Raw genomic sequence first — 26,252 nt, 5'->3', positions numbered from 1 at the left:
TCAGGTGTTTAATGCTGCAAGTCTCTAAGTTTTTTTCGCAAAACGATTCTTACTATTTTTATTACAACGGCGACCTTATTCGGATGCGTTCTCATGACGGTGGGACGCTTCCTTTGTCTCCCGGGTGGACGCCGTCACGCATTATACTCGGTATGAAGCATGTTAATATAGTTGAGGTTGTGCACGAGAGTGGCTCAACGGGACTATGGCTGCTGAATTCACACTACCGTTTTGTCACTCATGATGCCCAGCATATTAGTGAGTCGGCGCGTAGCGAACTTTTCACGCACTTTCCACAGTGGCCCATCCTCGATTGGGGATCTCTCCATTTTGACCAGCTTGCGCCAGCTGAGTTGTCCGCGAACCCGATCGATTATCGTCTAAATGTCCTTGACAACAAGTATATCAACGGTGTCAAAATTTTCAACTCCAAGTCAATTCAGGAGATTGAACAACTAAAAGCCTTTTGGTTAGAAAACGAATATTTAAAGATCGAAAATGCGCTCACACCTGAGGCAGTTGCGCTCATCGACAAGCATGTGACATTCAATCATAGGGAAGCGCTCGACGATCCCCGACAGTTTTACCGAATGCACAATGACGGCGAGTGTGGAGACTTTATAGATCAGTTTCACATGGCTGCGCATGAGTACTACGAACTTTTGTTGTCATCTGAATTATTGCGCTGCGCGGCGTTCGCAATGAAATACGTGCGTAACTCTGATCTCCTTCCGCATTACGACAATATACTTACGCAAATATCGTCGACGGTATGTTACAAGTTTGGACCGGATGGTGCGGAAAACCCGCTGTTCTTGGATCGGGCCAAATTTCTCAATCCGTATCAGCAACGGGTGACGGTCAAAGATAAGGAAAATATTCCAAGTGAAAATATAGTGCGTATTGATCTCAAGCCTGGCGATTTGGCTATTTTTCGGGGGCGCACGCATCTACATTGGCGCGAGGCCATTGATGGTGAGATGGACTTCAGAGCGGTACTTATTCATTTCTCAGAGTCGCAGTACAATGGGACGATGCTCCGGCCTGGTCCGGTTGAAGATATTCCATATCATCTCATCGATTTTGATGACTACCGTGCTTTTAGAGAAAAATATGCCGTATACTTTGAGCGCGCTGGAATGCGATATACTTAATGCAATGCGCTTATGCGGATCTTCGTTCGATTTGGTGTTAGTGTAAGTAATAACTTCTTTGTAAATGGGATCATGTCCCCTGTTTATGAAGCTAAATCCGCGTTTTCCGTGTCACGTCTAAGGTGGGTTGGATAAAAAACTGAGAACCGGCAGAAATCTGAGTGCCGCTCAAATAGTGCTCTACGTTCGGTTTCTTGGCGAACTTGTTGATCACGCCTATCGTCGTGTGGCCGAGATTGACTTTCTTTGTGTAGCAAGGTCGCGGTTGGAGTATAAACGACACGCAGGCCCAAACGGCGAACCTTAAGACACAGGTCCACGTCATTCTGCGTAATTGGGAAGTTGAGTTCGTCGAAGCCGGAAACTCTTTCAAAAACTTCTTTTTTTATCAGTAAGCAAGCGCCGGTTACAGCATCCACTTCTCCTGCCATGCTAAGAACTGGATGTGTGGCCCAGATTTTTTCACCTGAATGACGCCAGGGATGGCCCGGTCCTGGCAATAGATTCGTTGCTATGCCTGCGTGCTGTAAATCGCGAGATGGGTACAGAAGCCGTGCGCCTACGACGCCCACGTCAGGCCTCGCTAGGAAACTACACATTTCGGCTAGCCAGGTCCCGTCTAATGCCTCGATGTCGTCGTTCAGGAACAAAAGATTTGGTGCCCTGGCTCGCTCAGCTCCCAGATTGCAAAGCTTTGAAAAGTTGAAGGGAATATCATGGCGAACTATTTTCGTATTCGGAATGTTCGCAGCTTCTTCAAGCAATGCGATCATGTCTGGGTGAGTGGCGCCGTTATCTACAATGATAGTTTCGTGCGAGACTCGTTTTATGTGCCTTAGCGAGGCGAGGCAATCTTTAAGCAGGTCATGCCGAATCTTGGTAGGTATAATGATCGAAACCATCGTACTTTCCGCGGTTTCGAACGGGGCCACAGGCTCTCGTTTCAGAGCAACTGAGGGCGGTGGTGATGATGTCGCTCGGAAAGTCTTTATTCCTACTGCCTGATTGCGCTGTTTGATTACAGTGCGAAGAGCCTTTATCAATCTACGAGGGTTAAACGCCAACCCCCAAGCTTTGTTGGAATACAGTTTAAGTTTTTCAAACATATTGACATGTCTGATTTGCAGGCGGGTACTCGAGTCAGCCTGAGAATATACATCCCTATAATGGAAGGCGTAGCGCCCTGCCGGCAAGCTAATGTATCGAGTGTCAACTGAGGCATAAATTGCGCAACGCCGCAGGCTAGCAACCTCAGTCGCTTCGATTTCAATTATGGGACCTGATGACTTAAAACTGTATAACCCGCTCATATTCAGCAGCAGGTCGCCTGGGACGGCTCGGATTGAATTCGAGCCCCTTGATAGAGCGATACTTAAGTCGTCACTTAAGTCTATGCGGCGGTGCATGCTAGCCATGGGCGTCTTATGCCGCGATAACCGCCAATAGTCGACAAAAAAGCCTTTACGGTGAGGGTAAGGGCGCTGTGTTAGGGCTATGAGTTCATTTAAAAGGAAGCGTCTGCTGAGGTAGACGTTAACGCGTCACACCTCTCGGGGCTCAGTAGTCATCCGCCTCTGTTAAAACTGTTGCGGCGTAGAAGAAAAGGCTGGCGATTGAAAACGGAGACACCGCAGGAAACGCGGCCACCTATTGAAGGTTCGGTTTGGTCACTCACGCGGGAATGGCTCCGGGTTTGGGGAGGCCTGACAAGCGCACGGGTTCAATGCGGAGCAGATAGGCGTCGATAGTAACGCAAAGGATGCCTGGCGGAGTAGTAGTCTTTCAGTTAACGATTGCATTGCGGTCTTACCGTCGTAAATGCTTAAATTCGGACGCAGGTGCGAAAGGGTAAAATTCCTGAGTACGTGTTAACTTAGATGGCTTCGAACGAGATGGGAGCGCCCCAAAAGGCAGCAACTATTTCAGACTGAAGGCCGGGTACGCCGGTTGTCAGGAAAGCATGGTTGGCCGATGTCCCGATGGCGTATTCAGGATGACGGGCAATGTAGCTCTCTAGCGCGTTTGCAACCGATGACGGCTGGTGAATGAGCGGGGTCCCCTCAGGAAGCGCGGCTTTAAACAGCTCTCCGATGATTTCGTAGTGCGTGCAGCCCAAGATGGCTCGGTCAGGGTATCGTCCAATGCGCGTCTTAAGAGCCTGAACGCGGCTCTCGACAACGGCTGTCAACTTCTCTTCGCTTTCTCCAGCCTCAATCATAGCTGCCAAACCTATGCACGGTTCAGTAAAGACGGCGAGGTCCTGACGGCGCTTATCGATTTCAATTTCATAGACTCTCGAGCGGGCAGTCGCCGTCGTGCAAAATATGCCTAAGACGTCGACATTCTCAATTTTCGCTCCACGACGTTCGGCTTCGTGCTCCCAGGGCAGGCCGGTAGCGGCCTCAATGGTTGGAACAATGATGCCTAATACATTAACCGGACGGCCTATCGACTTCCGGTAATCGGCAAGCCATGTTGATTGAAGCCGGCGAAGGGCGACGGCTGAGGCCGTATTGCATCCAAGCACCACTATCGAAGCGCCGGCATTAAAAAGGGTCTCGCAGCCCTGTCGGGTGAGCTCAACAATTTCCTCACCTGATCTCTCGCCGTAGGGCGCGTGCTTCTGATCACCTAGATAAATGAAATCCGCACCAGGCATCCGATCAACCAGCGCCCGGTGAATACTCAATCCGCCAACGCCAGAATCGAAAACCCCAATCGCCATCATAAAACCCTTTAGGCTCGTGTGACCACGTGGTCACGTTAGAAGTCAGTGCTTGTCTATAGCCCCGTGCCCTTGTCGCCAGCAAGGGCGCATGCTTAGATGATTGCACGTGGAACGGATTTTACGGTGTTAAACGTGAAGACACTCCGTAGAATCTTACGAGGAGCAATTTATGCAAATGGATCGCCGCATGGTTATCGGACTGATGACGTCAGCAGGCTTGTTGCCGGGAGTAGCTCTTGCGAATGCAGGGGGCAACTTTCTGACCCAGGCCTGGACAGGCCCGTATGGTGGTGTACCCCCGTTTGACAAGGTCAAAATTGAAGATTTCGAAAACGCGTTTGACCTAGCGATGAAGGCGCAGCGCGAGGAAATTTCGGCCATTACAAACAGTAAGTCGGCTCCGACGTTTGAAAATACCATTGTGGCGCTAGAGACCTCGGGTGCTGCGATGGAGCGGGTCTCTACGCTCTATGGTGTGTGGAGCGGCGGTCTTTCGACACCTGATCTCCAAGCCATTGCCAAGCGCTTGTCTCCGAAGCTCGCGGCCTTTGGCGATGAAATCAACCAGAATGAAGCGCTCTTCCAACGCATTAAGTCAGTCTATGACAAACGCGCTTCGTTGAAGCTGACTCCTGAGCAAGACCGCCTGCTCTGGGTGACCTATAACGGCTTTGTGCGTTCAGGCGCCGCCTTGTCGCCCCAGGCGAAAACACGCGTTGCGGAGATCAATAAAGAGCTCTCAACCCTTTTCAATCAGTTCTCTGATAATCTTTTGCATGACGAAGAACAGGTCCTCTTCCTCAGCAAAGATGACCTTCCGGGTCTTTCAGACGGTTTTTTGGCTTCAGCGGCTGCGGCGGCTAGGGCTGCGGGCAAGGATGGTCTTTACGCTATCCCCAACACCCGATCCGCGATGGAGCCGGTCACGACTTTTTGCACGAACAGGGCCACCCGCGAAAAGGTTTGGCGTCTGTTTGTCAACCGAGGTGACAATGCGGATCAGTGGGACAATAACGCGCTCATCAAAAAAATCCTGAAGCTTCGTGTTGAGCGGGCAAAGCTCCGCGGCTATCCCACGCATGCCCATTGGCGTGTAGAGAATGCGATGGCAAAGACCCCAGAGAATGCCATGACGCTCATGGAGTCTGTGTGGCCGGCTGCGGTCAAGCGCGTTCATGAAGAAGTCGCCGACATGCAAAAAGTCGCCGACTCCGAAAAGGCAGGGATAACGATCGCCCCGTGGGACTATCGCTTTTACGCAGAGAAGGTGCGTAAGGCGCGCTATGATCTCGACGAAAATGAAATCAAGCCCTACCTGCAGCTTGATAAGCTCGTAGAAGGCATGTTCTGGGCGGCGGGGCAGAGCTATGGCTTTGGTTTCAAAAAGGTGGAAGGCCTGCCCGTTTTCCACGAGGATGTGACGACCTATGAGGTCTCGCGCGAAGGCAAGGTCATGGGCTTGTTCTACTTCGACCCCTATGCGCGCAAGGGAAAGCGTTCCGGCGCCTGGATGAATGCCTATCGCAGCCAGTCGCGCGAAGCCGGTAAGTTTGTCATGCCGATCGTGTCTAACAATTCAAATTTCCTGGAGGCTGCTCCGGGCGAGCCGATACTCGTTTCCTGGGATGATGCGACGACACTTTTCCATGAGTTCGGCCATGCCATCCATGGTCTGTCGTCTAATGTCACTTATGCGTCGTTGTCGGGAACATCAGTGGCACGCGACTATGTTGAATTCCCCTCTCAGGTGAATGAGCGTTGGCTGTCTACTCCCGAAGTGCTTTCAAGGTTCGCACTTCACTACAAGACCAAGGCCCCTATGCCGGCTGAACTGCTGGAGAAGATCAAGAAGGCGGAGAACTTCAATCAGGGCTTTGCTACGGTTGAGTATCTTTCCTCAGCCCTGATCGATATGAAGCTGCATCTGGCGGGAGACGCTGACATCGATCCAGACGCATTCGAGCGGGACGAACTGGCAAAACTTGGCATGCCCAAAGAGATCGTCATGCGCCACCGCACGCCGCAGTTTGCGCACGTGTTCTCATCGGACGGCTATTCAGCTGGTTACTATAGCTATCTGTGGGCAGACGTCGTGGCTGCGGATTGCTCGGAAGCCTTTGCTGAAGCGCCCAAAGGTTTTTACGACCAGACTGTCGCTGGCCGCATGATGAAATACATCCTTAGCGTCGGCAATACGATAGATCCGGCTGAGGCGTATCGTCAGTTCCGCGGTCGCGATGCGGATCCGGCCGCCCTCATGCGTTCGCGTGGATTTGCGTAGTTTTTAAGAATGCATCTTCGTAGAGAGTCAGGGCAATGCCGTCCTGGCTTTCTACGATTTGACGTTGTGCCTCCATAGAAAACTAGGTATCCCATGGTCTAGTTTTTCTGGGTCGGTGCTATGCAGATAAAGACGTATAACATTGAGGGTCTTGCGCTTCTCACACCTAAAAAATTTGGTGACAACCGGGGCTACTTTATGGAGGCGTTCAAGGCCGCCTGGTTCCGTGAGAGTGTAGCGGATGTGACGTTTGTGCAGGACAATCAGTCTTTGTCGGGGCAGGTGGGCACGATCCGGGGGCTGCATTATCAGAAGTTGCCATGTGGCCAGGGCAAGCTCGTACGCTGCCTTCGGGGGGCGATTTTTGATGTGGCGGTTGATATTCGTCCGGAGTCTTCGACCTTTGGTCAGTGGGTGGGGGAGACCCTTACGCCTGACAATGCGCTTCAGTTGTGGATCCCTGAGGGTTTTGCCCACGGTTTTTGTACGCTCGAACCGGATACGGAAGTTTTCTATAAGGTGACGAGCCCCTACAGCCCGACTCATGACGCGGGTTTAGCGTTTGATGACCCTGAGATCGGCATTGAGTGGCCGATCGATCTGGCGGCAGCGGTCTTGTCGGATAAGGATAAGGTTCAGCCTAAGCTATCAAGCCTGCGCTAAGCGCGGGCCTATTTTGTTTTAAGGATTTTGACATGCGTATTCTTGTGACCGGCGGGGCCGGCTTTATTGGTTCAGCGCTTGTGCGCTATCTGGTCTCTGAAGTCGGCGCAGAGGTTTTGAACCTCGACAAGCTCACCTACGCGGGCAACCTGGCTTCGCTTGAGCCGATTGCAGGGGCAAATAACTACAGCTTCGTTCAGGCCGATATCTGCGCTCGCGAAGCGGTCGTAGCAGCCATCAACGGCTTTAAGCCTGACCATATCATGCATCTGGCGGCTGAGAGCCACGTTGACCGTTCGATCACCGGAGCGGGCGAGTTTGTGCAGACCAATGTGATCGGCACCTTCACCATGCTTGAGGCGGCCCGTCACTACTGGAACGGCCTGTCTGGTGATGACAAGGCAAACTTCCGCTTTCTGCATGTCTCAACCGATGAGGTCTATGGATCGCTGGGCGAAACCGGACTCTTTGAAGAAGTCACGCCCTATGACCCTTCCTCGCCCTATTCGGCGTCAAAGGCAGCGTCTGATCATCTGGCCAAGGCCTGGCATCGCACCTACGGGCTGCCGGTGATTGTGTCTAACTGTTCGAACAATTACGGCCCCTTCCACTTCCCTGAGAAGCTGATCCCGCTCAACATTTTAAACGCGCTCGAGGGTAAGGCGCTGACGGTTTATGGGGATGGCTCCAACATCCGTGACTGGCTCTATGTGGAAGACCATGCCCGCGCGCTGCACCTGATCGCCTCCAAGGGGCGTCTGGGTGAGACCTATAATGTCGGCGGACGCAATGAGCGCAAAAACATCGACGTGGTCCACCGCATCTGTGCGCTGATGGATGAGATGCACCCGCAAGGCGCACCGCACGATCGCCTGATCACCTTCGTGACGGATCGTCCGGGCCATGATCACCGCTATGCTATTGATGCGACTAAGCTTGAGACCGAGCTTGGATGGAAGGCACGCGAAAACTTCGACACCGGCATTGAGAAGACGGTGCGCTGGTATCTCGATAATGAACAGTGGTGGCGCCCGCTGCGCGGTGGTGTCTACACAGGCGAGCGTCTGGGCGTTCTCGGCGAGAAGGTCTGATCATGCGCATTGTCGTTACAGGCAAGGAAGGTCAGGTTGACACGTCGCTGCAGAGCTTAGGCGAGGCTCTGGGCCTGGAGGTCATTCGTGTTGGCCTGCCGGAAATCGATTTATCAAAGCCTGAGACCCTGGCTGAGCCGATTAAGGCGGCAAGGCCTGACGTCATTATCTCGTCGGCCGCCTATACGGCTGTGGACAAGGCCGAGAGTGAGACCGAGCTTGCGCAGGCGATCAATGGAGATGGCCCCGGCGCACTGGCGAAAATTGCAGCTGAGCTCGACATTCCGCTGCTTCATCTGTCTACGGATTATGTGTTCGCAGGTGACAAGGACGGCATCTATACGGAGAGTGATGCGCCGGGCCCTGTGAGCGTTTATGGCATGACGAAGCTTTCTGGCGAAACCCAGATAGCGGCAGCCACGGCCAATCACGTCATTCTGAGAACGGCCTGGGTCTATTCTCCCTATGGCAACAACTTCGTCAAAACCATGCTGCGCCTTGGTGAGACGCGTGACGAGCTGAATGTTGTGGCCGACCAGAAAGGCTGTCCGACCTATGCGCCGGAGATTGCGCGCGCCTTGCTGCACATTGCCCAGAGGGTGTCCAAAGATCCCGATCCCAAGCTGCGGGGGATATTCCATCTGACGGGGCAGGGCGAGACGACCTGGGCAGGGTTTGCCGAGGTGATCTTTGAAGGCTCTGCCTTGCGCGGCGGGAAGGCTGTGAAGGTCACACCGATCCCGACCGAGGCTTATCCGACGCCGGCGAAACGTCCGGCGAACTCGCGTCTCAGCGGCGAGAAGCTGGCTGAGGTTTATGATCTGCGCCTGGATCCATGGCGTGTGTCTCTCGACGACTGCCTGACGCGCCTGACGGGCGTGGCGGCCCCCGTGAAGGAGTAAAAGTATGAAGGGAATTATTCTGGCTGGCGGCAGTGGTACGCGTCTGCACCCGATGACGATCGGCGTCTCCAAGCAGATGATGCCGGTCTACGACAAGCCGATGATCTATTATCCGCTGTCGACGCTAATGATGGCGGGTATTCGGGAAATCCTGATCATCTCCACCCCGCACGACCTGCCGCTCTTTAAGAAACTGCTGGGCGATGGTCAAAAGTGGGGGATTGAGCTGTCATATGCGGAACAGCCGAGCCCGGATGGTCTGGCGCAGGCCTATATGATCGGTGCGGACTTCGTGGGCCGTGCGCCGTCGTGCCTGATCCTAGGTGACAATATCTATTACGGCTCCAACCTAAGCGAGACGCTGGAAGGGTCATCAAAACTGACTTCCGGCGCCTCGGTGTTTGCTTACCAGGTGTCTGATCCGGAGCGCTATGGCGTTGTGGAGTTCGATGACAAATTCAAGGCGTTGTCGGTGGAAGAGAAGCCTCTTCAGCCGAAGTCGAACTGGGCGATCACGGGCCTTTATTTCTACGACGATCAGGTGGTCGACATCGCCGCCAACCTGGCGCCCTCAGCCCGCGGTGAATACGAGATCACCGATGTGAACCGGGTTTATCTGGAACGGGGGCAACTGAGTGTCCAGCCGATTGGCCGCGGTTATGCGTGGCTCGACACCGGCACGCCCGACAGCCTTCTGGACGCGGCGGAGTTTGTGCGCGTTCTGGAAAAGCGTCAGGGCATGAAGATCTGTTGTCCGGAAGAAATCGCCTGGCGCAGAGGCTACATCTCCGACACCGAGCTTGAAGGCCTCGCTAAGAACCTCGGTAAAAGTGAGTACGGAAAGTACCTCGCTAGATGTCTAAATGGAGGCCGCTGACAGGGCGTTTGTTTTTTCCTTACGCTGATTTTTTTTATAACATATCTCTCTTGTGCAGTTTCCTGAATGGTGGGGTGACAAAGGGAGACACAGGATGCGCGAGTTCAAATCAACGGCAACTGTCGTAGTTATGGTATGTGGATTCTTCGGAGCTTTAGTGGCCGGTCTAGCCGTCGGATTGGTCAGTTAGGTTGGACAGACACTTCCAACCGGGAGCATTGCGCAGCCTCAGGAGCCTTTTCGCGCTGGTGAGGCAATCGTACCAAGACATTCGGGTCTCTTCGCGGTCGCAGGAAACCGAGTGTCGGTTAGGTCAGGTCGGTATTTCACCTGATATCACCGATGCATCCGAGCACGGGTTTCTACTGACTGAAAATCAAGCGTTCCTGTTCGTCAATTCAAAATTCTCGTGTGAAGCCGAATTCAACGCGAGTACGGTCGTATTCGTAAAGATTGATACTTGACCTATTCTGTGAAGCCGACACCGACACAAAGGGATGACCTCCCCACAAGAACCAGTCCCGCTTTGATAGCCGTACTTCAATTGATGCCTCGCGATCAATGCGCCGGGTCCGGAACGCTACAGCCTCTGCGTCATAACGGCGATGACCAACAGAGGCTTCTGTGTAGATAAACGTTGCCTTTGGCCCCTGAAACAGACGCCCGATGCTTAACTGACCTTGAAGGTATGCCTCCGGCGCAGATTTGGCCTCTCGCCGGATAACGGACGTGCCTAGACGCCAGAGAGACGAATTCCCCAGGAATTGAGTTCTTGCCGCTTCAAAGCTCCACAAATGGCCGCCTCGGGCGGGGTTTAGGCGAGCGCTGACGCGATCGAGGTTTATAGCCCCGGTCCAGCGCCTGTTTGCGCTGTAGCTATCGCTCTCAAGGCCTATACCCTCTGTGTCTTCCCAGACCTCACCCCCATACCATTGCCGGCTTCGTTTAACTTGTACGGACACTACCGTGGTTTGATCCAGGCGCCATTGTGGCCCCATTCGAAGGGATAGGTACCCAAGATCGGTATCGTTACCCGGCAGGTCGGTTACACTCGCGACAGTGCTTAAGCGTAGTCCCAGCGATGGCGTGAACTCAACGATCCGATCGATGCCGCCGAACGCGTTCACTGAAACTCCGCTACGCCGACGGGCATCGTCACTCAACTCGAAGGGGAGGCCGAATAAATCGACTCGGGTTGAATTTGTTGCTGAGTTTAGATTGGAGTCTGGAGCTACTGAGCCCCCAACCCAATAACGCCAACGCTTACGTCCTTCGATTTGCTCTAAGCGCCCGTATGCAGCCGTGCGTCTTGCCTCATCGAGGTTTCCCGCGAGAGCAAGTCTGTAAGCGAAGGCAGCCGCTTGGTCCTGCCGCGCGCGAAAATGGAGCTCTGCGAGCTGAAATCTTGCCGTCGCGTCGTTAGGATGGCCCGAAAGGTAGGTTTCGCTTAACGCTTGGGCCTGACGATCTCTGCCCAAAAACATAAGTAACTGAATCTGGAGCTTTTGACCTTCATCCCGGGAGAGAACGTCAGGGTGCCCCTCTAGCCATTCCAGCGCCCCTTCATAATCACCCGATTTTAGGCGCCGGATCAACTCATCGCCAAATGCCTTGGCGCTGAGCGTTTGGTTTTGCGTAAACACGTCGGTGGTCTGCCCAAATACCGGGTCAGCAACCGCCAAACTCGCAACAATGAAGGCAACGCCCAAAACCCCTTGTCTCAAGGTTTGTGTTCCATTACCGCGCCTCCTGACATAAACGCCCCCGTCACGGGGACGCCTAGCTTATAGGTCAGGCCGGCGGCAGCCGGAGGGGCATCTTTCGGACCGAAGAATGCGCCTTCAACTTGACCCGTGATCCCAAGCCCGCCCGCACTCATTGGGAATGCACTGATCGCCGTTCCAGAGAAGGTGGCGGTACCACTGTTAATGTCTGCAGAATAAAGGAAATCGAGTTTTTCTGTTCGCGTCGCCAAATTCCCGCTCGAGTTCATGAGCTTGAAATTGGATGCGAGGCCGGTGATCTTTCCGGTGCCAAAATTGGCTGTCATGTCGATAGAACTGGCCGTGTCAAACACGTCCCCGCTACTTGTAACATAGATGCCCCGAGTTTGCCCCGCATAGCTTGCGGTCCCGGACGTTGGCATATCCTTGGCGTCGGTCTGGCGCCCAAAGGTGATAAATGCCAGCTCAGCGCCGGTACTCCCGATCTCGCGACTAAATGCTGCAATCTGAACATAGTCAGCCGCCTGCGCCAAGACAGAGTCGAGATCGACCAGGAAGAAACTGTCAGTTGACCCGTCTGCAAAAGCGGCAACTTTCAAAGAACCAAGCACGTTGGAAACGGGCTGGAGAAGGCTGAAGTTTCGCTCGTAGACGTTCCCACCATTCATATATTGCAAGCTGTAGATGTCGTCCGATTCTGACGCAGTGCCTTTTGGATCAATCATGACATACGTGTTTGCCGTAACCGTATCGATTCGCGTTCCCGCAATGGGTGTGGCAACGCCGGGATTTGCATTTCGGACCTGGATTAGAGTTGAAGGTCCATTGAAATAGGTTCTTCCCGTCAAGCACTTCGCTTTGGCGCATGTCGCGCTGGACCCAGGAGACGATCCTGGTGGCGTCGCCGGAACCGGGGGTGGCGGAGGTGACGGTGGCGGTGGCGGTGGCGGTGACACTGGAGGTGTCGCGGTTGGCGGCGGCGGCGGCAGAGCTGCAGCGGAAGTGGTCGCGCCTCCTACCGCGATGCCCGTAAGCGTTACCTGATAAGTGGGAGAAGTCAGATAATAACTCAGGCCAACCTCGTCCGGTTTTTGGCCTGAAATCCCATAAAAACTTCCGTATACGTTCCCTACTAGGCCACTCCCAGGCTGGCGGGCGAGTGCTGAGCCTGTAAATCGGCCGCTGGTGTTGTTCAGAGAGCCTGTAAACAGGAAGTCAAGGACGATAGGAGTCGACACTGCGGCGGAAAAATCAACAATAGCCCCCTCAATGGCGCCGCTGGCGAAGTTTACGTCCATGCGTAAACGCCCCTGTGCAATTCCGCTGGACGTGGGAGTGGCGACAGACCCGAACGCGGAACCTGCATAGAGCGCAGTGCCTGTCTGCATAGACGGGGTAAAGGACCCTGTCTCGCGGCCGGCGACGCCATAAATCTGCGTCGACAGGTTTGACAGCATGTAAGGAAGCACATAGTCCAAATCGCCCGACTCAGCGGTCGCCGCGTAGATCAGGTTCACGCTGGCGGGGCAATTGACCGGATTCGTGCATGCGGGCCGTCTGGTGGGAAATCCAAACGTCGTAAAGGACTCGCCAGTGCCGCCAACCTCGAAGTCGTAGGTTTGCCCATTGAGTTTATAGACCACGCGGTAGGTTTCGTCCCCAGCCGTACCTGAACTGCCCGCGGACAGGGTCACCGTAGCATTCGTGTTCAGATCATCTGCATTAAATGCAGAAGCCAGACCTGTGACGGTAAATGCCGTCGCTCCAGCGAGTGTAAGGGGCGACGTAGCACACGCAATCGCGCTCGGCCTCGTGACGCAGTCATTGCTACCGATCCCTGCAGGTGGCGGTGGCGGTGGTGGCGGTGGTGGCGGCGGTGGTGGTGCAGGAGGGGGAGGAGGTGGTGGTGGCTGTGGCAGAGGCGTATAAACCTCGCCGCCTCCGCCTCCGCCGCCACCGCCGCCACATGCGGTAAGGCCCGTGCTCACCACGAGCATGGCTGTAGCCAGTAAATATGTCTTGGAATTCATGCCCCAACCCCCAAAGCGCCTCGGTCGTCATATACCTCACGACGCTGACGTTTTTTGCACATCAGCCCGTGGCGTGCAACCTATGTGTGCGCGACATACATGCTTTGCAAACTTTTGGCCAAGTCTTGTTCCACGGAGAGTGAAGGTCGAATCTTGACAAAACAGGTCGCGAACATATCATGAACGCATGAAAAAGAGTTTGCGTGAACGGTTGGCGATTCTTTCCGATGCCGCCAAATATGATGCGTCTTGTGCATCGTCTGGTACGTCTCGAAGAGATTCAAAATCAGGCGGATTGGGGTCGACGGAAAGCTCGGGCATTTGCCATGCCTATGCGCCTGATGGGCGTTGCATATCGCTTCTCAAGATCCTGATGACCAACTTCTGCATTTATGACTGCGCGTACTGCATTAACCGTTCCTCGTCGAACGTGGAGCGGGCACGCTTTAGTGCCGAAGAGGTTGTTTGGTTGACGCTTGAATTCTACCGCCGCAACTATATCGAAGGTCTCTTTCTATCTTCGGGGATCATCCGGTCATCGGATTACACCATGGAACAGATGGTCAAGATCGCAAAGGATCTCAGACTAAAACATGATTTCCGGGGCTACATCCATCTAAAGACCATACCCGAAACCTCGGCGGCCCTGATTGAAGAAGCGGGCCTCTATGCCGATCGTCTTTCTATAAACATAGAATTACCGACGGATGCCGGGGTTGAGGCGTTTGCCCCTCAGAAGCATCCAAAAAACATCCGCCGGTCGATGGGCGAGCTTAAGCAAAAGATCGACGAGTTTTCCGAGCCCACCTTTAAAAAGAGGCGCAAGCGCTTCGTGCCGGCGGGGCAATCGACACAGATGATCATCGGCGCGGATGGGGCTAATGACGCGACCATTTTGGGTTCAAGCGCGTCTCTTTATGGGCGCTTCAAACTAAGGCGAGTCTACTATTCGGCGTTCTCGCCTATCCCCGATGCGTCAAGCGCTCTGCCATTGATTAAACCACCTCTTATCCGCGAGCACAGGCTCTACCAGGCTGACTGGCTCTACCGTTTCTACGGGTTTGAGATTGGGGAAATTACGGGTAGTCGCAAAGACGGTATGCTTGACCTTGACCTTGATCCAAAGCTCGCCTGGGCACTGGAAAATCGTGAGCGATTTCCAGTGGATGTCAACCGAGCGGATAAAGAAGCATTACTGCGAGTGCCTGGCCTTGGCGTCAAATCCGTCCAATCCCTATTGACGGCGAGGCGCTACCGCCGCCTGAAGATTGAAGACCTGGGGCGTCTGAAAATCTCAGTGAAGAAGGTAAAACCCTTCCTAATTACCGATGACTGGACGCCGGTCAGACTGATTGACCGGGCCAATTTGCGTGAGCTGTTTGCTCCCCCGCCCGAGCAACTTGTCCTGCTATGAAGGTAGAGCTAAAAGCCAGAGGCGACTACGAGGAATGGCGTGATGCCGCCCGCGAAGCGCTCAAATCGGGCATTCATCCCCGTCAAATGGATTGGCGCGATACCTCTGAGGGCCCGGACCTTTTCGACTTGCCACAAGTGGGTGAAGCGGCCTTAAGCGACGACAAAAGGAAAAATGAGAGCGCATCAGGTCCGCCCCCAATCCAAGCGAAAAGAGAGACAGCTGTCGTTAATTCTGATTTTATAGAATTAACTCAACTGGCGCTGTGTCATTCGGATCCTGGCCGCTTTGATCTTTGTTACCGCCTTTTGTGGCGTCTGCAATCGCATCGACAGCTTCTCAAGGACCCGGCCGATCAGGACGTGCGCCGTTTGCATCTGCTCGTCAAATCGGTGCGTCGTGACATGCACAAGATGAAGGCGTTCTTGCGATTTAAGGAAGTGGAAGGCGTTGGGAATCGACGCTCATTTGTGGCCTGGTTTGAGCCAGAGCATTTTATCATCGCCCAGACCGCGCCTTTTTTCAGACGTCGATTTGGCGATATGGACTGGATCATCGCTTCACCTAAAGGATCTGCGGCCTGGGATGGGCAGACCCTTAAGTTCAGCGATGACGCCGCCCAAGCCTCTGACTTGAAAGATGAAACCGATGACCTCTGGCGGACCTACTACGCTAACATCTTCAATCCGGCGCGCCTTAAGATTAACGCCATGCGCTCAGAAATGCCCAAAAAATACTGGAAGAACCTCCCTGAGGCAGAGCTTATTCCAGAGCTGATCCGTGACGCGGATCGGCGCGTTCAGGAGATGCGCGAAAAACAGGCAAGCGACACAACGCCGAAGTTTCACAAGGCTCTGAAAGCGCGTGCGGGCGACGTGTGAGGTCCGTAGTGAGCTAGGCGGCGCCCGCATGGGTCGCGCGCGCATCCATCTCTTCGGTGAGAAGACCTATACGCAGAATAAGCTCGCCGGTGATTTGCTCTGGCGTATAAACCTGAGATAGTTCCATTAAAGTGGAAATATGATGTCGGACGTCATCTCTGTGCCCGTCCGTGGCTATCCACATCAGCGCCGTTTCGAGCATGCGCCAGTCTAGTACGAGATCATGGTGTGCGGGGAGGGGGACGTTGTTCATGAGGACAGCTAAGCCTCAATTGACCAAAGCCGCTATCCTCCTTGTTGTCATCCCCCGTCTGGGAGGAGGCAGAGACGCCGCTGTACGTCTTAGCTCATCGGCCTCAGACCGAGGGTCTGCATAAGGTGGGCGTCAGACCCGGGCTCAGGGTTCGGCGTGGTCAGGAGCTGATTTCCGACGAAGATAGAGTTGGCACCGGCTAAAAAGCACAGGGCTTGTAGCTCTTCGCTCATCTCGTTGCGCCCGGCGCTAAGGCGAACCATAGATTTCGGGCAGACAATTCGGGCGACAGCGACGGTGCGTACAAATTCGATAGGCGAGACCTCTCCCTTGCCTTTGGAGCGTTCGCCAAGCGGCGTGTTGGCGACGGGGACGAGATTATTGATCGGTAAGCTATCGGGGTGTGAGGGGAGGTTGGCCAGTTGCTGAAGGAAGGACACCCGGTCTTCGCGAGACTCGCCCATACCTAAAATGCCGCCGCAACAGGTCTTCATGCCGACGTCGCGCACCGCCTTAAGGGTTTCTAACCGCTCGTCATAGGTGCGTGTGGTGACCACCTGATCATAATACTCAGGTGAGGTGTCGAGGTTATGGTTATAGTAATCAAGGCCAGCCGATTTCAGCGCCGTGGCCTGATCGGCTGTGATCATGCCGAGCGTCGCGCACGTTTCCAGACCCAGTGCCTTCACCTCAGATATCATTGCCGCGAGCGCGGGCACATCACGATCTTTAAGGTCGCGCCAAGCGGCACCCATACAAAAGCGCTGGGCCCCGCCCTCTCTGGCCGCTTTGGCTGCGCTCAACACCTCATCAACCGGCATAAGCTTCGAGGCTTTAAGGCCCGTATTGTGATGCGCCGATTGAGAGCAATAGCCACAGTTTTCCGCGCATCCCCCCGTCTTGATCGAGAGGAGTTGAGACAGCTGGATTTCAGAGGGATCAAACGATTGACGATGGACGCTTGCGGCCTTGTAGACGAGTTCCATAAAGGGCAGCTCAAAGAGCGCCGCGATCTCAGTTTTCGTCCAGTCGTGACGGACAGGATTAAAGGCTTGAGCGGTGTCAGGCATCAAAGGTCTCCTCTGAAACCGTCGTTAAAGGATGTGGTGATATCGGTCAAATGCGATGATGTTGTCGCAGCGTATCTTTAGTGTAACATCGCTTTTCCTCAAACGTCCGGAGTCTGGCAAAGACCTTGAATACCCCCGCCTCCCAGCTTGTTGATGACCTCGCCAAGGGCTTTTCAGGCTCTGAGAAGGTGTCAGTCGGTGATCTTTTATCCCGGCTCGATGGTCGTGGGCTTGGCCTTCTTTTGATCATTCTGGCCTTGCCCATATGCATCCCGAACGTTCCTGGTATCTCGACCGTTTTTGGTCTACTTCTGATTGCTCCGGCATTGCAGATGTTGTTTGGCCAAAAATCGCTTTGGATGCCCGGCTTTGTTCGAGCCTGGACGTTCAAACAGTCGACGCTACAGAGCGCACTCAAGGCCTGTGTCAGCATCTTAAAGAGGGTCGAGTTTCTGGTCCGGCCAAGGATCTTGTTTCTGAGCCGGGGTTTGTGGCTGAGCTTTTTTGGGGCGCAGACCCTATTGATGGCGTTGATCCTTTTGCTGCCAATGCCAGGCGCTAATATCATCCCCGGTATCGCGGTTGTTCTGACAGGGCTTGGTTTACTCCAGCGCGACGGACTGAGCCTTTTATTGTCTATGCCCGTGGCCGCGGCCTCAGCCGCGTGGGTTTATTTTGGCGCGCGCTACATTGTCGATTTCACGATGTGGGTGGTGGAAAAGGTGCAAGCGCTGCTCGCCAGCCTCGTTTGACGTTAAGACGCGGATCAGACACCGCGTGAGGATGGCATATAAAGACATCTTTATATGTTGATTGCATCCATTTCGGTGGTGGTCTATAAGAGCGCCACAAATGAAACTATGGATGCACCCATCATGGCCGCTCAAGACTATATCGTGAAAGACCTGTCCCTTGCCGCGTGGGGTCGTAAGGAACTCGAAATCGCCGAAGGCGAAATGCCAGGCCTTATGGCTACGCGCGGAGAATATGGTCCGAAGCAGCCCCTGAAGGGCGCGCGGATCGCGGGCTCCTTGCACATGACGATCCAGACCGGGGTTTTGATCGAAACACTGCAGGCCCTGGGCGCTGAAGTGCGCTGGGCGTCCTGTAACATCTTCTCGACGCAAGACCATGCCGCGGCAGCGATCGCCGAGCGTGGTACGCCTGTCTTCGCCATTAAAGGCGAAACCCTGGAAGAGTATTGGGATTACGCCCACAAAATTTTTGAATGGCACGATGGCGGCTATCCAAACCTTATCCTTGACGATGGCGGCGATGCGACGCTTCTGACGGTGCTTGGGCCCAAGGCTGAGAAGGACCCCTCCATCCTCAATAATCCCCAGAATGAAGAGGAAGAGGCGCTTTATAAGGTCATGAAGCGCTATCTGTCGGAAAAGCCTGGCTTCTACTCGGCGATCCGCGATGCGATCATTGGCGTTTCTGAAGAGACAACGACGGGCGTTCATCGTCTTTATGCCATGGCACAAAAAGGTGAACTGCCTTTCCCGGCCATCAATGTGAACGACAGCGTCACGAAGTCCAAATTCGACAATCTGTACGGTTGTCGCGAGTCGCTTGTGGATGCGATCAGACGCGCCACCGATGTTATGCTTGCCGGTAAGGTCGCCGTGGTTCTGGGCTACGGAGATGTCGGTAAGGGCTCAGCCGCAAGCCTCAGAAATGGTGGTGCCCGCGTTATCGTGACGGAAATCGACCCGATCTGCGCCCTTCAGGCGGCTATGGAAGGGTATGAGGTTCGAACCGTCGAGGAAGTCGCGAAGCTCGGTGATATCTTTGTGACCGCCACCGGTAACAAGGACGTCTTGCGCCTCGAGCACATGCGCGAGATGAAGCACAACGCCATCGTCTGCAACATCGGCCACTTCGACTCTGAGATCCAGGTCGCGTCGTTGCGCAATTACAAGTGGGACGAAATCAAGCCGCAGGTCCACCATGTCGAATTCCCCGATGGCAAGAAGATTATCGTCTTGTCCGAGGGCCGCCTTGTGAACCTCGGCAACGCGACCGGTCACCCGTCATTCGTGATGTCCGCGTCTTTTACCAATCAAACCCTTGCCCAGATCGAGCTTTGGACGAACAACAAGGCGTACGACAAGCAAGTCTATACCCTGCCCAAGAAGCTCGATGAGAAGGTCGCCCTTTTGCACCTCGAAAAGCTTGGCGCCAAGCTGACCACGCTGAATGCAGAACAGGCTGACTATATTGGCGTGTCGGTCGAAGGGCCGTTCAAGCCCGAGCATTATCGCTACTGATTGTTGTCACTGTAGAAAAGAAAAAGGCCTCCGCAGATCATCTGCGGGGGCCTTTTTCTTTGACCGTGAGAGGGGCAAAATCAGAAGACAAGCATGGCGAGCCCGGCCCAAAACGCCGTGCAGAAACAAATGGCGGCCCATCGTAGAACGAGTGCCTCCGGACGCGACGAGGAGGGGGGCTTAACCGCATGACTGTCGCGTGACTTATCAGCACGCGTCAGATCGGTGGGGGAAGCAAAGGCCTCGTGCGTAGCGATCGAAGAGGGTAGCGTCCATGGAAAGCCCTAAGGTGGTAGGGAGCGCAGTGTTCAAACGCAAATCTGGGGGCGTGCGGTATTTCAATGCCCGCGTCGCAGAATTCAGCTCAGAGCAGGTCTCGAAAACTGGAAAGGAAGTTGGCTGTATTTGCCATGTTCAATGTCTCAAGTTTTAGGATCAAGCCATCGGCCGTGATTTCGGGGTTATTGAAGCGTTCCCGCATAACCCGTAGAGTGCCCACCGCTTCTGGGCCGGCAAGGTCTAAAATGTCGGCCACAAAATCGTCGAGGGCAATCACCTCGATATCGTGTTGTACAAGTTGGTCGGCCGGAAAATCCTTCATATTCTCCGTCACTATAACTTCAGCTTTGGCTTTGATCGCCGCAGCTAATACATGACGGTCATCGGGATCAGGAAGGGCAAGACCGTTTTCAATCTCAGCGAGGCCATTGACCAGACTTTCTGGAAAGGCCGCCTCAATTCTTCCGCGTTGGCGTTTTGCATTTTCGCCACTCTCGGTCTTTTCCGCAATGTACTTTTCGCATTCGTCAAGAATGCGTGTTGACCAGTAAGGCCGAAAAAACCCAGCTTCTGCGAAACTCAAGACAATGTTGCGCGTAAGCGCGCCGGCCAACACGTTTGCATCTATGACAATTGAGAAGGGGTCCGCCCTATCACTCATAAATAGCCGTTCTCTGAATCTTCACGAGCCATATCAGAGAGCAGCTTTGCCCGTTCGGAATCCCTAGCGTCCTTGTAGGCGAACAAATCCTCGGCTTTTATCCGCCTGTGTCGGCCGATTTTTGAGAACCTTATTTTGCCGCTCTCAAGAAGCTTTACGAAATAGGGACGGGAGACGTTTAGCATGTCGGCTGATTGTTGAGTGGTGAGTTCAGCGTCCACCGGCGTGATATTAAAGCCCTTGCCGCTCGATATGAGGCGTGAAATGTCAAGAAAGGTTTGTGCCAGCAGTGGTGACAACGTGACTTCCGCAATCTGTCCTTTTTCCAGCGCCAGCTTCATCGACACGGGCGTATCCTCCGAGATCAACTCGGCGAGGATTTGACGAAGTTGGTTCGCCCGTTCCCGATCAATATCGGTCGGCATTCTGTCGGTGAAATGTTCTGCGTGTATGGCGGTCATTCTCGAGCCCACATTCTTATTCTTCATTATACACCATATAACGCTCTGGGGGATAACTCGCAATATTCGAAATATTCGAAACACATTAAAATTATGCAGATATAGCGATTAGGAGGCTTTACGAGGCGGTAATACGCGTGTGCGTTTGGCTGTCTCGTGGTTTCCCTGCTTTTCGATCTTCTTCAGAACCGCCAACACCTCAAGGGGCTCGATATCGCCAATCGGAAGGCTGCCGATAGGCGATTGAGTTCAGAGTGATTTCAACCCCTTGACGCTGGCGGTAGGTCACAGGGTCCGCCCTGGATCTTTCAACCCAAGCTGCGATATCGATTTGCATGGGGTGCTCAGACATTCAGAGACAGCATCCAGGTTTCCGAAAACTCGGGCGCAAAGTCCTTGTCGGGATCGAGCTTACGCGATCCCCCGCGTTGACCAAGGGCCTTCCAGGACTCAATGGTAGGATTAGTGAGTCCCAAGCGTTCTTGCAGAATATAACCTGCCCGGCTCTTGGCAATGGCGATGTGGGCGGTGTCTACCGCGGATACGATCTCCTGGAGATAAGACCGTGCATGCTCCTCCCAGATGTCAATAATGTGGGCCATGCCTCCGCATAGATCGGGTTTTTGAACCATGTCGAGGAAGGTTTGTCCGATTGTCGATACCCGCACATGGCTACCGCGGATCTGCACGCTGAAGCCGACAGTCTTCGTTTCAAGCGCCATGACAGGGCGTTGGCGAACCTCTGCCGGATGTGCCACGATCCTCAAGGGAAAAGGCGCTTCTTCACCAGCCTTGAGGGCGATGTCCATTTGCGCCTGAAGCGCCATTATTGCTGTAGGGCGATCAGGACGCGACAGGATCAGCCTTTCTGGATGGCGGTCGGTCAGACCCCATCTCTGCATGGCGGAAAGATGTGACACGTAGCAGGTGGGGTCGGCCAGGCAGACAATTTCGTCGGCGGGCAAATCCGGGACAGTCATGACGCGGATGACGCTTTTGCCGTAGTCCGGATCGGTGCCAATGAGGCCCGCCTTCTTAAGACTCTGGCGCAGGCGAGACGTGTCCGAGGATGAGGGTAGATCGCTTCGCAGGTAGAGCTTCTGATCTGTGGGTCCGGCATATAACTTCCAAACGAACCGATGGAAGCCAAATGCAGATATGACAGGCAGCTTCGCCTCGCGCAGCATTTCGCCAAGTTGGGCGGCAGCGTGGGTTAATTTAACCGGAAAACGTGAAGCGATAAACCGCGCCATCTATATGCGTATCTTTGTATATACGTCCGTAGGACGTATATACAAAGATACGCAGTAAATCAAGATCGGAGGCCCCTTCGGCTTCGACATAAATTTCTAGTCTGCGTAAATCTCCGGACTTGCTCCCATGAGTTCTCATGGGGGCTTTTTCGTGCACCTGGCATGGAGCAAGGGCAACGTCGGGTGCAAACTCGAATGTTATCGCATCGGATGCGGCTGCGATGTCGGTCTGAGGGCGGTTCAAGCCTGTGCCTAATCGCTACTGACTGGGGTTTTAAATAAGAAAAGGCCTCCGCAGACGATCTGCGGAGGCCTTTTCTTTTGGCCCTGAGAGGGGGGAGATCAGAAAACCAGCATGGCGAGCCCGGCCCAAAACGCCGCGCAGAAACCAATGGCGGCCCACCGTAGAACGAGTGTCTCTGTTCGCGACGAAGAGGGGGTCTTAGCCGCATGATTGTCGCGTGAACGATCCGCACGCGTCAGATCGGTGGGGCTAGCAAAGGTCTCGTGTGTAATGGTCCTCATGGCAACACCTCATGGTTACGCCGACTTAACTCTGTTTTGAAAATAAGCGTGAACTCTTAAAAATTCCAGTACTCGTTTCCGTCTCTTCGGAAAGGAAGCCGTTAAGGCGTGATTTCAGGTCAAAAGGGGCGTCTTATATAAGGAAAAGTCCGTTTTTAAGTCTCACATTTTGAACAAGTCGGCATTTTTTGCTGCATTGCGGAAATTCTCTGAGGGATCAATACTCATATAACTTATTTCAAATGCATCGAACGGCTGGCATTCGTACATTAAATACAAGGCGTATGAGTCATAGGGCGGCGAGTTTTTCCTTTTTAAAACAGAATGTTTCTAATTGTTTCAGTTGTTCACGGGGCCTTCCTTAAGGCTGCCGCTTCCCAATAGGGTCCGGTCTTCATGTAAGGATCGACCACGACCCTTCGCCGCAATGGCGAAGCACGTAAACGTGATCCGCCTGCAAGGCGAAACGCAAGGACGAGAGCGTCCTTTTGCCGTTCCGGACCGTCAAAACACACCTTATGGGGGAAAATTACATTACGCCACCATGGGTTTATGATTTGTTCGCGTGTGCCAAGAATGTGACTCCACTAAAAATAGCATAATAGACTTACGCTCGCATGTTGTGTGCTGTTAAAAAATCGATCAAAGATAGAATTGTAGCAATTTATATCCGGAGGTTGATTATGCGTATTCCCCGTTCTATCCCGTTGCCCTCTCTGACGACGTTCTCTCTGACGGTTGTGGGAGGTCTCAGCGTTCTGCCAGTGCCCGCTTTCGCCCAGATCGAGAAGCTAACCAGCGTACTCGACAATGTCCGTACCGCCATTCTCGGCGTGGGCGTGGTTTTGTTCACCATCATGATCGCCTGGGCGGGGTACAAGATGGGCTTTCAGCAAGCCAGGTGGACTGAAGTCAGCAACATTGTCTTAGGGGCCGTTCTTGTTGGAGGGGCCTCCGCCATTGCGGGCTGGCTGATCAACTAGATGGAGGGGTTTCGCGACCCTTTCTTCAGAGGATGTACGCGCCCGCCTATGTTTCTCGGCGTCCCTTTAAGCGTCTTCCTCGTCTTCGCAGCAATCCTTCTGATTCCGGCGATGTGGGCATTTGCGTTTCGCTTCGCCCCCTTGGCTATTGCGCTATGCGTCTGTTGGGTGATCGGCCACCTCTACATGAGGCAAGTGACCCGAAAAGACGATCAGAGGGTGCTGCAGTGGATGCTGCGTCTTCGCGTGCGGCGCGCACACGCGCCCTTTCGTCGCCATTGGGGGACCGCTTCTTTTGGTCCTCTCTCATACCAGAGACAAGGTTATGACTGATCTCGCTTTCAAGCTTGAGCGGACGCGCAGGCGCGGCATTTCGAGCGCCGACTATATACCACTCACCAGTCTCCTGACGCCTGAGGTTGTCTGGATGCGATCGCAGAAGGCCTATCTCAGCACGTGGCAACTCGACGGGGTTTGCGTAGAGACGGCCGAGCCCGCTATTGTTTCGCAGAGAAAAGAAGCCCTTGTTCAGTTTCTGCGGTCACTGGGGGGCGGGCATTATAGTCTCTGGGTGCATCGACTGAGGCATCCCTGCAGCCTGATCCTTGACGCGCAATTTGCCTCTCCCTTCTGTCAGACACTCCACGACAAATATACGCATCGGCTCAATGAGCGCCAGCAACGCGCCAACGCCCTTTATCTATCTATCGTCTATTGCCCCTCCCGCCTGTCCGGGCTTCGGCTTCCCTCATTGCCCTCATCGGAGCAACGCAATGACGCTTTGAGTGTCATGAGCGCGCTGAATGACCAGGTTGAAGCGAGCCTTCAGCCCTATATGCCGAGACGCTTGTCGCTTAAAGGTTCGGATCGAGCCCCTCAATCTGAGCTTCTCACCCTGTTTGGCAGGCTCTTAAATGGTGTGTACGAGCCCATTGGTCTACCCCACGCAGATATCTCCGCCTGGCTGCCGTCCTCAAGACTTCACTTCGCGCGATATAGTTCTGACGTTGAGATCTGGCATCCGCTTGAACACCGTTTTGCAGGCATGCTCGATATTCAGGATTTCCCCAGAACGTCCGAGCCCGGGCTCCTAAATCCGCTCCTTTATGTCGACTACGATTATGTCGAGACCCAGTCTTTTTCCATCCTCAACCGGCGCGATGCGTTAAGTGCGCTGCTGCGTCAGAAGGGCCGATTAATTGCGACGGATGATGCCGCCTTTGAGGAGGTGGGTCAGATGGATCAGGCGATGAATGATCTGCAGTCGGGAAAACTTGAGCTTGGCGAGTATCACTATTCTTTAGCCGTTTTTGGTGAGAGCCCGAAGCGTGTCGCGCGTCATCTCGCCGATGCCCGGGCGAGACTGCAGGATGCGGCCGGTCTCAGATTGTCGCCCGTTGATCTTGTGCCTGAGTGCGCGTGGTTTTCACAGTTGCCGGGTAATTGGCGCCTAAGACCGCGCAGTGCCTTGATAACCAGCCGGAACTTTGCCGATCTGGCAGGTTTTCATAACTTCACCGAAGGCAAGGCGTCGGGAAATCCCTGGGGTCAGGCCCTGGCGGTTTTCGACACGCCATCGGGGCATCCCTACTATTTCAACTTTCATGACTCTCCCCCTGACCAGAAGGCGCAAGGCGAGCCCTATCCCGGCAATACCTTCATCTGCGGGGCCACCGGCGTCGGTAAGACCGCTCTTCAGTCCTTCCTTCTGGCGCAGTCAACGAAGTACGAAGGTCTTAGGGCCGTCATCTTTGACAAAGATCGAGGTGCAGAGCTGTTCATCAGAGCGTCAGGCGGGCGTTACTTTCAGCTGATTTCAGGGCGACCGACCGGTTTCAATCCCTTTCAGCTTCCGCCGACGCAGACCAACTTACGCTTCTGCCAAGGCCTTCTGATGACGCTCGTTTCAGGAGGGGATGGGGCAGCGCGCCTGACGTCATCAGAAGAGGCGCTTCTGGCCCATGCCGTCAGCGCGGTCATGAATGCGGGCGTAGACACCTCGCTGAGGTCTTTGTCTCTTGTCGCGCAAAACCTCCCGCGGGCCGGCGCAGACAGTCTGCACGAGCGACTTCGAAAATGGCTCAGAGGCGAACGGCTCGGATGGGTCTTTGACAACGCGGCCGATCTCCATGATCCGGCAAGCGTGCAACTCAGCGGGTTTGATTACACAGACATCCTCGATGACCCGGAAATCCGCACCCCTGTGATGGCTTATCTCCTGCACCGCACCGAAGAGATGATCGATGGGCGTCCTTTCATCTACGTCATGGAGGAATTCTGGAAACCGCTGCGCGATCCTTACTTTGCGGACTTTGCCCTCAACAAACAAAAGACGATCCGCAAGCAAGGCGGGCTCGGTGTTTTCGTGACCCAGTCCCCCTCAGACGTACTGGCTCATCCGATAGGGAAGACCATGGTGGAGCAAAGCGTCACTCAGATTTTCCTGCCCAATCCTAGGGCGGATGCCGAGGATTATGTCGACGGATTTAAACTCACGCCGACAGAGTTTCAGATCCTGAGATCCTTTGGAGAGACGAGCCGGAAATGCCTGATACGTCAGGGGCAAACCTCAAGAGTGGTGTCTTATGATCTCAGCGGTCTTGGTGAGATTTTGGACATACTCGCCGGTACGACCCGTTCAGTCGAATGGCTTGACGCCATTCGGGGTGAGGTCGGTGACGACCCTGCGGCCTGGCTGCCTGCGTTTTACGAAGCGCTCAGGACGAAAAAGCGTCAGGTGGAGGGCTAG

General features: G+C 54.2%; 23 protein-coding genes. 13 read left to right on the top strand and 10 right to left on the bottom strand.

Annotated features, from left to right (window positions below):
- The first annotated feature begins 11 nt into the window (after positions 1-11).
- Positions 12-1,154, top strand: coding sequence for a hypothetical protein (locus ASTEX_RS11190; RefSeq protein ID WP_013479748.1), 1,143 nt, complete (start codon positions 12-14; stop codon positions 1,152-1,154).
- An 83-nt stretch (positions 1,155-1,237) separates the two neighbouring features.
- On the opposite strand, the gene ASTEX_RS19950 is transcribed toward ASTEX_RS11190, so the two are convergent.
- Positions 1,238-2,260: a glycosyltransferase family 2 protein gene (locus ASTEX_RS19950; protein ID WP_168148109.1), complete on the bottom strand. Its 1,023-nt coding sequence runs from the start codon at positions 2,258-2,260 to the stop codon at positions 1,238-1,240.
- A gap of 767 nt (positions 2,261-3,027) precedes the next feature.
- Positions 3,028-3,879, bottom strand: a complete 852-nt coding sequence (locus tag ASTEX_RS11185; RefSeq protein ID WP_041658644.1) for a glutamate racemase — start codon at positions 3,877-3,879, stop codon at positions 3,028-3,030.
- Between the two features lie 178 nt (positions 3,880-4,057).
- Between ASTEX_RS11185 and ASTEX_RS11180 the strand changes: the two genes are divergently transcribed.
- The 5 genes from ASTEX_RS11180 (at position 4,058) to rfbA (ending at position 9,696) form a co-directional block, all read left to right on the top strand.
- Entirely contained in the window at positions 4,058-6,163 is a 2,106-nt protein-coding gene (locus tag ASTEX_RS11180; RefSeq protein ID WP_168148136.1) for a M3 family metallopeptidase, read from the top strand.
- A gap of 120 nt (positions 6,164-6,283) precedes the next feature.
- On the top strand, positions 6,284-6,826 hold the full coding sequence (rfbC, locus tag ASTEX_RS11175; RefSeq protein WP_013479744.1) for a dTDP-4-dehydrorhamnose 3,5-epimerase: 543 nt from the start codon (positions 6,284-6,286) through the stop codon (positions 6,824-6,826).
- Between the two features lie 32 nt (positions 6,827-6,858).
- The gene (gene rfbB / locus ASTEX_RS11170; RefSeq protein ID WP_013479743.1) at positions 6,859-7,917 is read left to right on the top strand and encodes a dTDP-glucose 4,6-dehydratase; all 1,059 of its coding nucleotides are present in this window, start codon (positions 6,859-6,861) and stop codon (positions 7,915-7,917) included.
- 2 nt (positions 7,918-7,919) lie between these two features.
- Positions 7,920-8,819: a dTDP-4-dehydrorhamnose reductase gene (gene rfbD, locus ASTEX_RS11165; RefSeq protein ID WP_013479742.1), complete on the top strand. Its 900-nt coding sequence runs from the start codon at positions 7,920-7,922 to the stop codon at positions 8,817-8,819.
- Positions 8,820-8,823: 4 nt separating this feature from the next.
- Positions 8,824-9,696, top strand: coding sequence for a glucose-1-phosphate thymidylyltransferase RfbA (gene rfbA / locus ASTEX_RS11160; protein ID WP_013479741.1), 873 nt, complete (start codon positions 8,824-8,826; stop codon positions 9,694-9,696).
- Positions 9,697-10,094: 398 nt separating this feature from the next.
- Here the strand turns inward: rfbA and ASTEX_RS11155 are convergent, their stop codons facing one another.
- Both ASTEX_RS11155 and ASTEX_RS20655 read right to left on the bottom strand, forming a co-directional pair.
- Entirely contained in the window at positions 10,095-11,420 is a 1,326-nt protein-coding gene (locus ASTEX_RS11155; protein ID WP_041658642.1) for a surface lipoprotein assembly modifier, read from the bottom strand.
- Positions 11,417-13,114 (bottom strand): HupA family protein, encoded by a 1,698-nt coding sequence (locus ASTEX_RS20655; protein WP_174266567.1) that lies wholly within the window; start codon positions 13,112-13,114, stop codon positions 11,417-11,419. The genes ASTEX_RS11155 and ASTEX_RS20655 overlap by 4 nt, the downstream gene beginning before the upstream one ends.
- 523 nt (positions 13,115-13,637) lie before the next feature.
- Between ASTEX_RS20655 and ASTEX_RS11145 the strand changes: the two genes are divergently transcribed.
- A complete protein-coding gene (locus ASTEX_RS11145; RefSeq protein WP_013479738.1) occupies positions 13,638-14,864 on the top strand; it encodes a putative DNA modification/repair radical SAM protein in 1,227 nt (408 codons plus the stop codon).
- Positions 14,861-15,745: a TIGR03915 family putative DNA repair protein gene (locus ASTEX_RS11140; protein ID WP_013479737.1), complete on the top strand. Its 885-nt coding sequence runs from the start codon at positions 14,861-14,863 to the stop codon at positions 15,743-15,745. The genes ASTEX_RS11145 and ASTEX_RS11140 overlap by 4 nt, the downstream gene beginning before the upstream one ends.
- A 13-nt stretch (positions 15,746-15,758) precedes the next feature.
- On the opposite strand, the gene ASTEX_RS11135 is transcribed toward ASTEX_RS11140, so the two are convergent.
- Both ASTEX_RS11135 and bioB read right to left on the bottom strand, forming a co-directional pair.
- The gene (locus tag ASTEX_RS11135; protein ID WP_013479736.1) at positions 15,759-15,998 is read right to left on the bottom strand and encodes a hypothetical protein; all 240 of its coding nucleotides are present in this window, start codon (positions 15,996-15,998) and stop codon (positions 15,759-15,761) included.
- An 89-nt stretch (positions 15,999-16,087) separates the two neighbouring features.
- Positions 16,088-17,068, bottom strand: a complete 981-nt coding sequence (bioB, locus tag ASTEX_RS11130) for a biotin synthase BioB (RefSeq protein ID WP_013479735.1) — start codon at positions 17,066-17,068, stop codon at positions 16,088-16,090.
- 125 nt (positions 17,069-17,193) lie between these two features.
- On the opposite strand from bioB, the gene ASTEX_RS11125 reads away from it, so the two are divergent.
- Complete coding sequence (locus ASTEX_RS11125; protein ID WP_013479734.1) at positions 17,194-17,820, top strand: exopolysaccharide biosynthesis protein; 627 nt, start codon at positions 17,194-17,196, stop codon at positions 17,818-17,820.
- Positions 17,821-17,943: 123 nt separating this feature from the next.
- On the top strand, positions 17,944-19,341 hold the full coding sequence (gene ahcY, locus ASTEX_RS11120) for an adenosylhomocysteinase (RefSeq protein ID WP_041659242.1): 1,398 nt from the start codon (positions 17,944-17,946) through the stop codon (positions 19,339-19,341).
- A gap of 364 nt (positions 19,342-19,705) precedes the next feature.
- Here the strand turns inward: ahcY and ASTEX_RS11115 are convergent, their stop codons facing one another.
- From ASTEX_RS11115 to ASTEX_RS11105, 4 genes are all read right to left on the bottom strand, one after another.
- The gene (locus ASTEX_RS11115; protein WP_013479732.1) at positions 19,706-20,281 is read right to left on the bottom strand and encodes a PIN domain-containing protein; all 576 of its coding nucleotides are present in this window, start codon (positions 20,279-20,281) and stop codon (positions 19,706-19,708) included.
- Positions 20,278-20,742 carry a helix-turn-helix domain-containing protein gene (locus ASTEX_RS11110; RefSeq protein ID WP_041658641.1) on the bottom strand — a complete coding sequence of 155 codons (465 nt, stop codon included), beginning with the start codon at positions 20,740-20,742 and terminating at the stop codon, positions 20,278-20,280. Before ASTEX_RS11110 ends, ASTEX_RS11115 begins: the two co-directional genes overlap by 4 nt.
- A gap of 108 nt (positions 20,743-20,850) precedes the next feature.
- Positions 20,851-20,979, bottom strand: coding sequence for a phage integrase central domain-containing protein (locus ASTEX_RS21115; protein WP_425359001.1), 129 nt, complete (start codon positions 20,977-20,979; stop codon positions 20,851-20,853).
- A 107-nt stretch (positions 20,980-21,086) separates the two neighbouring features.
- Entirely contained in the window at positions 21,087-21,995 is a 909-nt protein-coding gene (locus tag ASTEX_RS11105) for a type IV toxin-antitoxin system AbiEi family antitoxin domain-containing protein (RefSeq protein ID WP_013479730.1), read from the bottom strand.
- Between the two features lie 1,208 nt (positions 21,996-23,203).
- Here ASTEX_RS11105 and ASTEX_RS11100 point away from each other — a divergent pair.
- The 3 genes from ASTEX_RS11100 to ASTEX_RS11090 are packed head-to-tail and all read left to right on the top strand — an operon-like array spanning position 23,204 to position 26,252.
- A complete protein-coding gene (locus ASTEX_RS11100) occupies positions 23,204-23,503 on the top strand; it encodes a TrbC/VirB2 family protein (RefSeq protein ID WP_013479728.1) in 300 nt (99 codons plus the stop codon).
- Positions 23,504-23,836 (top strand): VirB3 family type IV secretion system protein, encoded by a 333-nt coding sequence (locus ASTEX_RS21110; protein WP_013479727.1) that lies wholly within the window; start codon positions 23,504-23,506, stop codon positions 23,834-23,836. It begins immediately after the preceding gene.
- A complete protein-coding gene (locus tag ASTEX_RS11090) occupies positions 23,829-26,252 on the top strand; it encodes a VirB4 family type IV secretion/conjugal transfer ATPase (protein ID WP_013479726.1) in 2,424 nt (807 codons plus the stop codon). Before ASTEX_RS21110 ends, ASTEX_RS11090 begins: the two co-directional genes overlap by 8 nt.

This window comes from Asticcacaulis excentricus CB 48 (assembly GCF_000175215.2).
GTDB classification, from domain to species: Bacteria; Pseudomonadota; Alphaproteobacteria; order Caulobacterales; family Caulobacteraceae; genus Asticcacaulis; species Asticcacaulis excentricus.
The sequence above is the reverse complement of the archived record's forward strand: the minus strand, read 5'-3'. Positions and strand labels throughout refer to the sequence as shown.

Excerpts from the sequence above, each read along its gene's own strand:
- ASTEX_RS11190 (WP_013479748.1), top strand. The coding sequence starts at position 12 with ATGCTGCAAGTCTCTAAGTTTTTTTCGCAAAACGATTCTTACTATTTT.
- ASTEX_RS19950 (WP_168148109.1), bottom strand. The coding sequence starts at position 2,260 with ATGTTTGAAAAACTTAAACTGTATTCCAACAAAGCTTGGGGGTTGGCG.
- ASTEX_RS11185 (WP_041658644.1), bottom strand. The coding sequence starts at position 3,879 with ATGGCGATTGGGGTTTTCGATTCTGGCGTTGGCGGATTGAGTATTCAC.
- ASTEX_RS11180 (WP_168148136.1), top strand. The coding sequence starts at position 4,058 with ATGGATCGCCGCATGGTTATCGGACTGATGACGTCAGCAGGCTTGTTG.
- rfbC (WP_013479744.1), top strand. The coding sequence starts at position 6,284 with ATGCAGATAAAGACGTATAACATTGAGGGTCTTGCGCTTCTCACACCT.
- rfbB (WP_013479743.1), top strand. The coding sequence starts at position 6,859 with ATGCGTATTCTTGTGACCGGCGGGGCCGGCTTTATTGGTTCAGCGCTT.
- rfbD (WP_013479742.1), top strand. The coding sequence starts at position 7,920 with ATGCGCATTGTCGTTACAGGCAAGGAAGGTCAGGTTGACACGTCGCTG.
- rfbA (WP_013479741.1), top strand. The coding sequence starts at position 8,824 with ATGAAGGGAATTATTCTGGCTGGCGGCAGTGGTACGCGTCTGCACCCG.
- ASTEX_RS11145 (WP_013479738.1), top strand. The coding sequence starts at position 13,638 with ATGAAAAAGAGTTTGCGTGAACGGTTGGCGATTCTTTCCGATGCCGCC.
- ASTEX_RS11140 (WP_013479737.1), top strand. The coding sequence starts at position 14,861 with ATGAAGGTAGAGCTAAAAGCCAGAGGCGACTACGAGGAATGGCGTGAT.
- ASTEX_RS11135 (WP_013479736.1), bottom strand. The coding sequence starts at position 15,998 with ATGAACAACGTCCCCCTCCCCGCACACCATGATCTCGTACTAGACTGG.
- bioB (WP_013479735.1), bottom strand. The coding sequence starts at position 17,068 with ATGCCTGACACCGCTCAAGCCTTTAATCCTGTCCGTCACGACTGGACG.
- ahcY (WP_041659242.1), top strand. The coding sequence starts at position 17,944 with ATGGCCGCTCAAGACTATATCGTGAAAGACCTGTCCCTTGCCGCGTGG.
- ASTEX_RS11115 (WP_013479732.1), bottom strand. The coding sequence starts at position 20,281 with ATGAGTGATAGGGCGGACCCCTTCTCAATTGTCATAGATGCAAACGTG.
- ASTEX_RS11110 (WP_041658641.1), bottom strand. The coding sequence starts at position 20,742 with ATGACCGCCATACACGCAGAACATTTCACCGACAGAATGCCGACCGAT.
- ASTEX_RS11105 (WP_013479730.1), bottom strand. The coding sequence starts at position 21,995 with ATGGCGCGGTTTATCGCTTCACGTTTTCCGGTTAAATTAACCCACGCT.
- ASTEX_RS11100 (WP_013479728.1), top strand. The coding sequence starts at position 23,204 with ATGCGTATTCCCCGTTCTATCCCGTTGCCCTCTCTGACGACGTTCTCT.
- ASTEX_RS21110 (WP_013479727.1), top strand. The coding sequence starts at position 23,504 with ATGGAGGGGTTTCGCGACCCTTTCTTCAGAGGATGTACGCGCCCGCCT.
- ASTEX_RS11090 (WP_013479726.1), top strand. The coding sequence starts at position 23,829 with ATGACTGATCTCGCTTTCAAGCTTGAGCGGACGCGCAGGCGCGGCATT.